Origin of the sequence: uncultured Campylobacter sp. (assembly GCF_937981295.1) — a bacterium.
Classification (GTDB): Bacteria; Campylobacterota; Campylobacteria; order Campylobacterales; family Campylobacteraceae; genus Campylobacter_B.
Genome location: NZ_CALJPC010000093.1, coordinates 1 through 12,239, shown reverse-complemented (window position 1 = coordinate 12,239; position 12,239 = coordinate 1). Strand labels below are relative to the sequence as shown.

Here is a 12,239-nt window from a genome sequence, read left to right as displayed (position 1 = left end):
GCCTAGAAGATATATAATTCCATTAGATAGTCTATCTTTGTGCGGATTAAGATGACCGTCTTTGAATAATCTATCTATTTCACCTTCGGCGAATTTAGCCAAGCTATTCATTTGCTTTGCAGATAACTCCCTACCCATACTACCTATTATTGCAAATAAAGCGTCTATCATAGAACGGTCTAGACTGTCCTTATATACTTTGGTGGATAGGTCAAAATATATCTTGGTAACGGTATCGTGGATTTCTTGATTATCTTCTTTATCGCCATATATTAGATATTTACCCTCAGCATCGTATTTGAATACATCGCTATCTAGCATCTTTCTATAATACGTCAGATAGTTTGATATGATTTGAACGCATTTATCGTAAGTAAGGTTTTCTTCGGGCTTTTTAGGATATGTATTAAATTCGTCTTTTGTAATAGTTAGAGCCTCTTTAGCGTATGTCTGGTCTTTACCATCAATGAAAGTCAGGTCCACGGTTTTGCCTATATCGTTTGGATCCGTGAGATGTCCTAAAAGGAAATTTGCAAAAGTAGCTTGAATACCGCCGCCTTTAAAGTCAAAATTATCTTTTGAAGGAGAGAATTTTAGGTTTTCCACTCTGTCGGGGGTGTAAGTTTTGGTTCCGTCAGGATTTTCTGTGACTTTAATGATATATTTCACTTTATCGTCTTTTAAATTAGTGTTAAAAGTTAAGCTGGTTGATCCAAATACAAAAGCGGCCTTTGCAAACTCTTCCCCCATATTTATATTTTCTTTGTAAAATGATACGGGAAGTTCGGCTCTTGAAGCGTCTTCTATAACCTTGTTACTTGATTTCCTATAAAAAATTTCTACAAATTTATCATGAGATAAAACCATCTCTCCATTTATAATTGTATCTTCATATTTACTAAAATCTAAATTTGCTCCAGATTTAGTTTTGCCGTTTGAGTTAAAAAATGTATTAAATAGCCCAAATCTTTTAGAGAGAGCTTTTAAATCATCCGTATTTTTGATACCAAAAAATTTTTCTAAATATTGCTGTTTGGAAAAATTTAAATTTATATTTTTATCGCCATATTTTCTATTGGCGTAATACTCATTAACTATTTTATCGCCTTTGGGTCTTTCTTTTTGCCCCCATATATAATAGCTTAATACTTCTAGCGGATAATCGCCGTTTAAATCAATCGTTTCTACGCCACTTCCCTCAGGCAAATCATTTGCTTTCGGCTCCATTGTCCTCTCCTTGCGAGTTAAAATTTATCTTGTTCTTTTGATTTTTTAAATTTTGGTATTGTTTGAAAAGTATGTCCGTCTCATGTTTATAATCGTATAAATTTTTATTATAAAATATCGTTTTATAATCGAGATTGTTCCCCTTGTCGTATATTGAAATGAAAGAAAATATATATTCTCTATTGCAATCCATATTTTCATCAATTATCTTTTTATAGTTATAGCAAAACGGGTATATGCTCTTTTTTTGTTGATAAAATATATCCTTAAATATAGAGTTTAAAAGCCTTCTATAACATCTGTTTTCTGGAGTAATTATGTCAAATTTTTTAGTTTTTGTTTCGTGCATAATTGGTAATTGTATGTCATTTTTACTTATAAATACAAAATCAGTAAATAGGTCGAATGAGTGGTTGGCGCCATCTCCAAACCTCATATATATAAAATTCTCTATAAAATTTCCATCTTTGTCAATCAAATGCTTTTGCTCCCAAGGATAAAAGAGCTGTAGCTTTAAAACCTCGTCGTTTTCTACGATTTCTTCGGCATTTTTTATAGGCTCGCCGTCTTTGCAAATTTTAGAGCCCAGATCCATTAGATAATCAAAATTTAGTCTTTTATCCAGCTTCCAAAATTCGCATCTATCGTCGGGATATTTATCGCCGTTACACCATGAAAATCTTACTCTCTCATAGCCGTTTTTGTCTAAGTGAATATCTGCCATCTTGCCAAAATCTATTTGCGGATAGTTATCTAAGTAGTGAAGCTTTTTTAGGTAATCTTTTAAATTTAGCTCTACGATCTCTCTTTGCGTCAGGTTTTTATCGCTAAAATCAAGCGCTTCTAAAATTGCTGAAATTCTATATGCAGGTAGCAAGGCGATAAATATGCAAACCCAAATCAGAAAAACTATTATACAAAGGTATTTCAGGCGCAAGCTTACTCCTTGATATTTCGGGCGATAATAGCCGATTTAAGCTTAACAAAATATAAAATTACATATGACATTTTATATGAAAATAATCTGCGCTATGTAGGTAAATAGTTTGTTTTATTCGGCAAGAAAAATTCCGTTTTACTTTGTCTATATAAAACCTACTCACACTTCCCATATCTAGACATTAGTTCCGCTTTTTTGATATTAAAGCTAGCTTTTTGCGTATGTTCTTTTAGAGCTAATTCCTTTTTTAAAGAAGCTATTAGGGAGTTTAAGACATCTATCTTTGAGCTTTCGTTACCGGCATTTAATCTCTTTTGCATAGTTAGGATATCTTTTGAAATTTTAGAGGAATTGGATAGGATTTTATCGTATTCATCTTTTTTAGATAGAAAGAGTTTAAGATCTGCGATCTGCTTTTCGTATTCTAATTTAGCTTCTTCTTTTTTAGATAAAATCCTCTCTTTATTGATCTCTTTTTCTTTAATCTGTGCGGCGCGCTTGCCTCCGTCAAATAGGCTCATATGCACCGTAAGCCCCGCTCTATACCCATGTCTTTTGACATCCTTTCCGGCGCGGCTAAAGTCGTCTCTATCGCTGCCGTAAAGATCGTATCTGCCGTAGAGCGAAACGGTAGGATAATAAAGTCTTTCTTGCGATTTCATGCTCAGCTCATTTGCGGCCAATTCATGATCAAATCCTTTAGCGATTACGCTATCTTCAAAGGGCACAAAGTCTGAGCCGCTGCTTGCTCCGCCTAGATCCGAGAGATAAAACACGTTTGGAATTTTAACCCCCGAGAGCGAGTAAATTTTATTTAAAACATTATTTGCGTTTAGTTCTAATTGAGACAGTTCATAGCTCGTATCGGCTAATGCTATGGCTTGATCTGCCAGAGCTGTTTTACTTAGCTCTCCTGCGCCCGATAGTCTCTTTTCATAGATATAAAGCATCTCGTAGGCATCTTTTAACCGCTCGTAAATTTCTATTCTGTTTTTATATCCGAGCGCCTCGTCGTAAAGCTCCAAAAGCTTAATCGAGCTATCCATATACGAAGAGCATCTTTTAAGATCTGCTTGTTTGATATTCTCTTCGGCAGCCTCGATCGCTAACTCATCTGCGCCGAATTTAAATATATCTTGGCGCAGCACAAGCGAGACGGAATCTCCATAGCCGCTTTGCGAGACTAGGCTATCATCGCCAATCTGCACGGAGTTGTAGCGGGCGCCGTAGCGTTTGGCGTATTCGCTATTGGCATTAATTCCAAGCTCGGGATAGCGTGAGGCCTTTTGATACTCAAGCTCGTTGCGCGCGCTTTGTACATCGAGCCTGGTTAAATTTAAACTCGGAGAATTAGCCAGAGTGTGCTTTAACAGCGCGTCAAAAGAGAAGGAGTTTAGACCTGCTTTAAAATTTGAATCAAGCTCCCCGTCTAGTCTTTTTTGATTTATATCCCGTATTTTTGATCTGTCGAGTCTGTAAATTTTAGTAGGGGCTTTCGAATTTGAGTTTTTGCTTGGATTTTTCGAGACATCTTGTTTGGAGCCCATCTCGGGAGTGGAGAGATATTTTTCCAAAGCGCTCTGAGCGTTTGGCGCGGCTGCTTGGTTTTGAGTAGATTTTTGTGCGGACGTTTTATAGGAGGCGGATCTTTGTATGTTCGCTCTATCGGAGAGAGATTGCTGTGAAGCGGAATTAAATTTATCCGCTGCGTTTAGTGCATCCGCACCCAAGATCAAAGCAAAAACGGCGAAAGCTATTTTAAATTTATCCAAATGGAGCTCTTTATAAATGAAATTTTAATGCATTTTATACGAAAGGGGATTAAAATTTTATAAAACGGCGGATGAAATTTTAAGTTCTGCCTTAAAAATCGCAAGATTTAAGTGAGCGCTTCAGAGTATATATCTTAGTCTATAAAACGATCGGCGCATATTAAATTCTAAAACGCTTAAAGAAAGAGTATTTAGGCGAGATCGCGAAAGAGAGGCTGCAAGAGCGTAATGGGGCAGCGGATCGAATGTAGCAAACTCCGAAAAAGTCGTTTCATTTACCGTTCCATGCGTTTCATTTTACGCCATGAAGCGTGCCACGCACAAGCTATAAACACCGATAGAATGGGGCTATCCGTCAAGAGGCGATAGGCTCTTGACGGATATTTATAGTGTGTCTTTCCGTCGTGTTTTACCTTGTTTGACGTATTTGAGACGTTTTAGTGCTTTATAAGGGTTCTCTTTTTTCGACTATATTTTTTGTATATTACAGCTACACGTAAATTTAAAATACATATACGTATTTTTTTAGTCATCATAACTACAAAAGCTATAAGCCCAAAAGATGTTGTTCTTTATGATTGCAATGCTTTATGGCTTCTTTTAATGCTATGACGTGGAGTGCTTTACATCCTTATCCTTAAAAACCTCCTCTGCTTTTTGAAGCGATTTTAAATTCGGGTATGGCTTTTTAACGGGTTGCGCTATTGGGTAATGTTGTTGGGTAGTGCTTAATCGTTTGGGGCTAGTTTGTATATTTGAGTATTGCCGTCGTTAAAGAATCATCGTTATTTATTTGCCGTTTATTAGAATTTATGCCACCTTATAATGTTTTTAATCTTAGTCCAGTTTGGAATCTTTTGATACTTAGTACTGCGTCTTTTGATCTTAGTCCAGTTGGCTATAGCTGCTTCGATATGTATAATGTAGCAACTGCCAGCGGTAGTATTTTGCTTATATTGTCATCGGGGTATTACACTGGTATTCGTAATGCGATGATTTTTGCGTATATCCTCGGTTATTTTAAATGGATCTTTGTGGGATTTGCCTATATGTTTCTTGCTTAAATTTATGCCGCTTTATTTAAATTCTGCTTGATATTTATAATGTTTTTGCCATGTTGTTTAACCCCGGCTTCTTAGTTTCTTATAATTGTCGAATACTTCTGTCTAATACCTCCCTATATTGAGCATTGAGTGTTTAACTCAACGCTTTATCCACTTTGAGCAGCATACATCTCGTGTTTCTTTATATTCTTACTATGCTTTATTTGCTTGGTTCACTTATTCTTTTAATGTTTTTACTGCCCTCCGATATATTTGCAATCAAGCGGATTATGCGGATATTCTTTGCTCCTTGATTATTCTTGCGATGCTTGCCATGCTTGGTTTAGTTGCTATTATGCTTACTATACTTAATTTGCTTGTTATACTTATGTCTACTATTTTCAGTATATACCCGATTTACTTACCTTCATTAATACTTCTATCATCATTAACCTTTATTAATATTTTAGGTGCTTGATGTATTGAGTTGCTACTTAAAAAGCTACGGCTGCTTCAAGTGCCACACTTAAGCTCTACTTTGAAATAACATTTAAGTGCCTTAACACCCTAACGTTCTAATCGCTGCAACTCTTAAGCTTCAATGCTTGCTTTTAGTGCTATGAGTGTAAAAAGCTTTTAGAATGTCTACTTTATCCTTTTATTCACTATTTGGTCTTTTCATCGCTCTTTGACATTCCTATATTATTTGTTTATTTCATATTTGCTGGGTAACTGTTTTGGTGTTTGTTAGCCTTTGAATAGCTACCTATTTTACATCGCGTCTTGCATTCGGCTTTAGGCTTTGTATTTTGCTGCGCTGTGAAGTGAAATTTTAAAATTTAGAGCAGACTTCCTAGTAAAAATCCATACCGAAACTACGGCAATTTCGCATCTTGTAAACATTTATATTTTATTAAGCGCTCATTGGGTATAGTCGCGAGCAAAATTTTAAGGGGATAAATTTGAAAAAGCATAAATACATTTTATCGCTGCTGGCTCTGCTTTCAATCGTTTTCGTTATGAAATTTCCTTTTAGCGACGATGCAATTTTAAAAAAATACTTAGACACTACCTTTCTTGATAGAGTTCGGCGCGATGATAGAGGCGGATTGCCTCCTAAATTTTATATCATAGAAGAAAACCCAACTACGGATGAGATAATGCGAACCTTAAAATTAGTGGTCGAAAATGACGTAAATAAAACCGCGATTATATCGAAACATCAGTATTTTGAGGGCGGTGGACTGATAGAAAACGTTTCGGTTGAGAGGCTAGAGCCTTTCGAAGCTTTAAAGAAATATTACACCATAAAAGAGGCTACGAACGACATCGTTAAAGGGGGTGAATGGGAGAATGGTAAACCAACAGAACAATATGTGGATATACCCATTAGACAAGCTTTCGCGGTTCTAAGCGCTGACGAGGACCTTGTGGATATCTACGCAAAGGATAGTTTTATCAATAAGAGAAGTTGTATAGAATATAGAAAAATTTCATTTTACGGCTCTTACGATAACTATGAAGAATACCATAATAAGGTTCTACACTACGGCAGTTATGGGGTTAATAATTTTAAGGAAGAAGTATACAACTATATAAGATACATTTTAGATAATAACAATTACGAGGGCTATATAAAGACATTTGGACAAATAGTAAATAATTATTATGTAAATTGCAAGATAGATTAAGGGCGATAAAAATTCAATCGCATAGTTTTAAAGTAGTTGCGGAAAAACCGCCAAAATCCATGAACACGAATTCTTAAGATACTGAAGGAGGATATCATGAAAGAGAATGAAAATATCGTTGAATATGATTTACCGCTAAAAGGCGACTATGCTTTAGATGTTTTGAGTTATTATATCTGGGGCAAAAGTGCCGATAAAAAACCCAAGAACGACGAGATAGTAGATGAAAAATATGCAAACAGAAAATACGACAATACATCTATTCAGCTCAATGTTAAAGTTAGCGAATTTATGAATACATATTTTAAAATTTATAATGCCGATATGTTTATGAAACATATCAACATCGCAACTATACCTATGTTTAATTTATTTTTTGAATGTAAAAATAAATTCGGCAACAAAATAGATTTTAAAGATTTTATAGCTAAAAACCCTAGTAAAGTTGAAAATGGCAAATTGAACCTTGATCATAAAGATTTTGTTGAATTATTCTATAGCTACAGCGGAAAAAAAGATCTCAAAAAAGATCAAATTAAAGAAAGCGCTCAAAAGCCAAACCTTGATTTTTCTATGTATAAACAAGACCCAGATAAAGTAGAAGATTTTGCTCAAGCTGCTTTTGTGTTTGGCTCATCTAAATTCTCATTTGATACAAGAATAAAAGAAGATGGTATAAAGTATATTTTCGATATAAATGACGACGGAACCATTACTCCCAATCGTATCGAAAATCTTAAACTTACGCTAGCGGATGATAACTTCGATTTCAAAAGTGATAGCCTTATAGCCAGTATGATAAACCCTACTTTAAGAAAAATATCAGACCCTAACGATATTGGTAAAACAGTTAAACTTCACTTTATAAATGATTTTTATGGTGAAGGAAATACCGGCGCTACTATAACTGCAAAGGAATTTGGTAGATTAAAAAATATAGAAAGCAAGAGCTTAGATTTAAGCCGTTCGAAAATGATAAATATGTGGGATAAATTTGCAAAGGCATATTTTGAATATTTTGAAAAAATATATGAATCCAATGTTATAAATTATAGTGCAGAAGGCAAATATGTCATTTATGGTGATAAGTTAGATAACTGGAATATTAGAGATACGGTTACCAAGCTTGCGGTTGATTTGAAACATAATGTTAAAATAGACGATGCTTTAAAACTATGTGTAAGCAAATTTTTTGAAATAATTGAAATTTTAAATATAACTCAATCCTTAGCCATTACTCAAGAGGAATTAATAGCTAGGGCGCAAAAGTTACCGCTTTTAGAAAAGCTCAATAATAATCTTAATCCGCACAAAGATAGACTATCTAATGGAATTATATATCTTCTAGGCGGTGGAGCTGATACTGCAACAGGTACCGATAAAGACGATATTTTAATAGGCGGGGACGGCAGCGATACCCTATACGGCGATAAGGGGGACGATATAATCTTTGCCGGAAATAGAAGCAAGGACAAGAGTAAAGACAATGGTAGCGACATATCACCAAATACTCTTTATGGAGGAGCAGGAAACGATAGGCTGTATGGTAGCAGCGGAGATGATACTATCTATGCCGATACCAATAAAGACTATATTTTTGTAGAAGATCAAGATGAGCTTGCCGCCAATTTTGACGATACTAATACTACGAATTATTTGTATGGAAACTCCGGTAGTGATACTTTAATAGGCTCAAGAGGAACGGATTATTTGTATGCGGACTCTGAGGAATTTAAAGATAAAGCTACCGATACAAATACTTTGGTCGGCAAAGAGGGGGATGATCATATATTTGGCGGCAACGGAATAAATAATATATTTGGCGGATCCGGTAATGATACCATAAGCGCAAAAGGAGTGATAAATAATATCTACACCCATAGCGATAGTATAAATGGCATGGATCAAGATTATGCAAAAGGCGCCAGTAATACCGTAACCATTAATAGGGAAAATTCGGTCAATAAAATTTATGGCGGAAGAGGTAAAGATGTCGTAACCATAGAACAAAGTAAGCAAAATACTCTAAATTTAGGGGACGGAGATAATATCATAAATATCACCTCTGCCAGCATAAATAATATATCTACAGGAGCCGGCAAAGATACTATCACGGTAAATGGCGGTGTGAATGTATTAAATTTAGGCGACGGAGAAAATACAGTAAATTTAACATCCCAAAATGACAATTTAAATTACATAAATACTGGTAAAGACAGAGATCAAATAACGGTAAGCGGAAACTCACACAATACTATCTATGCCGGTAAAGGCAAAGATATCGTAAGAAGCGGTAGCGGAAACGATACTATAAATGCGGGAGACGATGATGATGCTGATGAACTATATGGTGGAGAGGGCTACGATACCTATAGCGTAAATACAAATGATATAATAAAAGATGATGATGGAAAGGGAAAAATTTATTTTCATAGAACCCATCATTTAAGCGGAGGAGTCGAAACAGAAGCCGGAAGTAAAATTTACAAAGGAGATAATTTTACCTATAATCTTAATGATAAAACACTGACCGTAACCGATGATCTTCCCTTCTCAAAAGGCTCTATAACAATAAACAACTATAATAAATATGAAAATGACGGCGGTGATTTAGAGATAAAGCTAGTCGATAAAATCGATATAAGCATAGACGATGTTACCGTAGAAGAAGGCGATACAAAAAATCAAATAGCCAAAGTTAACGTTTCGCTATCAAGAAAGCTGAAAGAAAACGAAACTATTACGCTATATATGCCAAACGGCGACACTTTAGAGTTCAAAGCGGAAGATCAAGATAAAACCTATGAGTATAAATATGACGGGGATTATCTAGTAAACCTTCAAAAAGAGCGCAAAATTACAATAGCTCCTTGGAAAACTGACTCTAGCCCAAATATATCCGCTTCCGTTAAAAAAATAGGCCACATAACCATCACTGACGATGATACTCCTGTATACATAAGCACGAAAGGAAGTACCGTCGCGGAGATTGCAGAAAAGATACAAGGAACTATATTTCTAAATAGGGGGTTAAAAAAGGGGGAGCGCATCACTGCCTACGCAAACGGAAAAAAGATAAAAATAACCGAATCGGGGCAAAAATTCATAGCCGCTACTTGGGAAGACGACAAAAAAGAGGAAGAGGATTCTAAATTTTACGGAGGATTATACAATGTATCCTCTAATGCAACCGTATACGTAAATGAAAAATCCGGTAAATTCGTCATCAAAGACGATGATAAAGATAAAAAGCCTGGCGATCCTAAATATTACGATCCGCTCGTAGTGGATCTTGGCGGAGACGGCATAGAACTCATAAAGATGAACGGAGCCATAAATTTCGATCACGATCTAAACGGTTTTGCCGAAGCTACCGGCTGGATAGGTAAAAACGAAGCGTTTTTAGCACTAGACAAAAACGGCAACGGCGTGATAGACAACGCAAGCGAGCTTTTCGGAGACGGATCTTCTATGAACGGTTTTGAGGAGCTTAAAAAATATGACTCCAATAAAGACGGAACGATCGACGAAAAAGATGAAATTTGGAGCAAGCTTCTTTTATGGCAGGATAAAAACTCGGATGCGATCTCAAGCAAGGATGAGCTTAGCAATATAAAAGATTCACAGATCAAATCTATTGATCTGAATTACGAAAATAAAAATTTACAAAATGCGGAAAATATAATAAAAGAGGTCTCAAAAGTTACTTTTAAAGACGGCAAAACCGCAGAGATAGCCGACGTAAATTTTAAAGTCGATCCAAGCGACTCAAGAGCGCCTAATGTAGAGATCGCAACTGAAATTTTAAACCTACCTAATGTGTCGGCAATGGGTAATATGTATGATCTACACTCTGCGATGAGCCTAAACGCAGCTCTTAAAAGTGCACTGCAAAATTATATAAGCTTGTCGCCTAAAGATAGAAAAGCCGCGATAAAATCTCTGATTTATAAATGGGCGGGAGTAGAAAACAATCCTACGAGCGGCAGAGGCGCGATGAGCGACGCAAGAGAGCTAAATGTCTATGAAGCATTAAGCGGAGAAGAATTCGTCCATGTATACCAAGGAAGACATCCGAATTCTACGGTCTCGAGATATCTACATGAGCTATATCAGAGGTTTGAGGATTACGTATACGCCCAGATCGAGCTTCAAACAACCTATAAAAACGTACTGGATACCGAATATATGGTGCTGGATAATGAAACGCAAAAGCTGGATTATGATTTTAGCGCTTTTAAAAACAAGATGAAGGAACTCTATGCCGATAAAAAGTATGAAGAGATGGTAAATTTAAAAAAGCTGGCAAAAGACGCCAGTGCCTATAAGCCGAATTTGGCTCTTGCGTTAAGCAAAAACTTAACCGCTCTGGGCGTGGAAAATCCTGCGATCTACGAAGTTTTAGCAGATAAAATTTTAAAAGGCGACGACGGGGAAAACTCCATAAGTGGAACCTCACAAAACGACTATATAGACGCCGGAGGCGGAAACGATAAAGTTTATGCGGGTATCGGAGACGATGTTTTGATAGGAGGCGAAGGAGGCGATTATCTAGAAGGTGGTGCGGGCGACGATACGTATATCTACAATCTGGGCGACGGAGCTGATACGATACTAGACGGCGGTGGATCTGATACGATTAAATTTGGAGCAGGTATAAGCAAAGATGATATCGTGGTGAGACGCACCGGCGATGATATAAGAATTTCATTTAAAAATAGCCAGACGGATTCTATTTTGCTGCGATACAACGCAAGTAATGCGAGCTATTACGTAGAGAATTTCTTATTCGACAATGGCGAAACGATGGGTATGCAAGACATACTAGACCTAAGTCTAATCGGTACAGACAGCGATGATGTTATTTATGGGTATAACGCTGACGATACTTTAAGAGGCGGCAAGGGTAACGACACACTTAATGGCGGCGAAGGTAACGACATCCTCTACGGTGGTGACGGCGACGACAAGCTTTACGGCGGTAACGGTAACGATACCCTTTATGGGAGTGAAGGCAATGACGCTCTTTATGGCAGTGACGGTAACGACATCTTAGAAGGCGGGTCCGGTAATGATTATCTTGAAGGCGGAAGTCATAACGATACCTATATATTCGGTAGAGGTGATGGAGCGGATACTATCTATGATGGTCAAGGTAACGATACGATTAAATTTAAAGAGGGAATAACCGTAAACGATCTGCTTGTAAAAAGAGCTGACAATAATATCGATAACCTTGAAATTTCTATCAAAGGAACGGATGATAAGTTAACATTAAATAAGGTTTACTATTGGAACGGAACTGTTTACGGAAGCGGTATTATAGAGAATTTCGAATTTGCAGACGGAACGAAACTATCTCTTAGCGAACTAGAAAAACAAACTATGTTTAAAGGAACCGACGGTAATGATACCATTTATGGAGCCAATGCTAAGGATGAAATTCATGGCGGGACCGGAAACGATACCATTTACGGACAAGACGCCGATGACGCCCTTTATGGCGAAGCCGGTAACGACACACTTAATGGCGGCGAAGGTAACGACATCCTCTACGGTGGTGACG

At 36.7% G+C, this 12,239-nt stretch carries 4 protein-coding genes and 1 pseudogene; 2 read left to right on the top strand and 3 right to left on the bottom strand.

Translation table 11 applies throughout. The annotated features are described in order from the left end of the window. The 3 genes and pseudogenes from Q0135_RS09740 to Q0135_RS09730 form a co-directional block, all read right to left on the bottom strand. A pseudogene (locus tag Q0135_RS09740) lies at positions 1 to 1,227 on the bottom strand (hypothetical protein); the annotation flags it as partial. Further along, positions 1,208 to 2,164 (bottom strand): hypothetical protein, encoded by a 957-nt coding sequence (locus Q0135_RS09735; protein WP_297990142.1) that lies wholly within the window; start codon positions 2,162 to 2,164, stop codon positions 1,208 to 1,210. The gene Q0135_RS09735 and the pseudogene Q0135_RS09740, both read right to left, overlap by 20 nt. Before the next feature lie 158 nt (positions 2,165 to 2,322). Beyond that, entirely contained in the window at positions 2,323 to 3,939 is a 1,617-nt protein-coding gene (locus Q0135_RS09730) for a TolC family protein (RefSeq protein ID WP_297990141.1), read from the bottom strand. A 2,005-nt stretch (positions 3,940 to 5,944) separates the two neighbouring features. Here Q0135_RS09730 and Q0135_RS09725 point away from each other — a divergent pair. Together Q0135_RS09725 and Q0135_RS09720 are read left to right on the top strand one after the other, a co-directional pair. Further along, positions 5,945 to 6,673: a hypothetical protein gene (locus Q0135_RS09725; RefSeq protein ID WP_297923544.1), complete on the top strand. Its 729-nt coding sequence runs from the start codon at positions 5,945 to 5,947 to the stop codon at positions 6,671 to 6,673. A gap of 96 nt (positions 6,674 to 6,769) precedes the next feature. Then, positions 6,770 to 12,239 (top strand): calcium-binding protein (locus Q0135_RS09720; protein WP_297990140.1); only part of this gene is annotated, 5,470 nt, incomplete at its 3' end.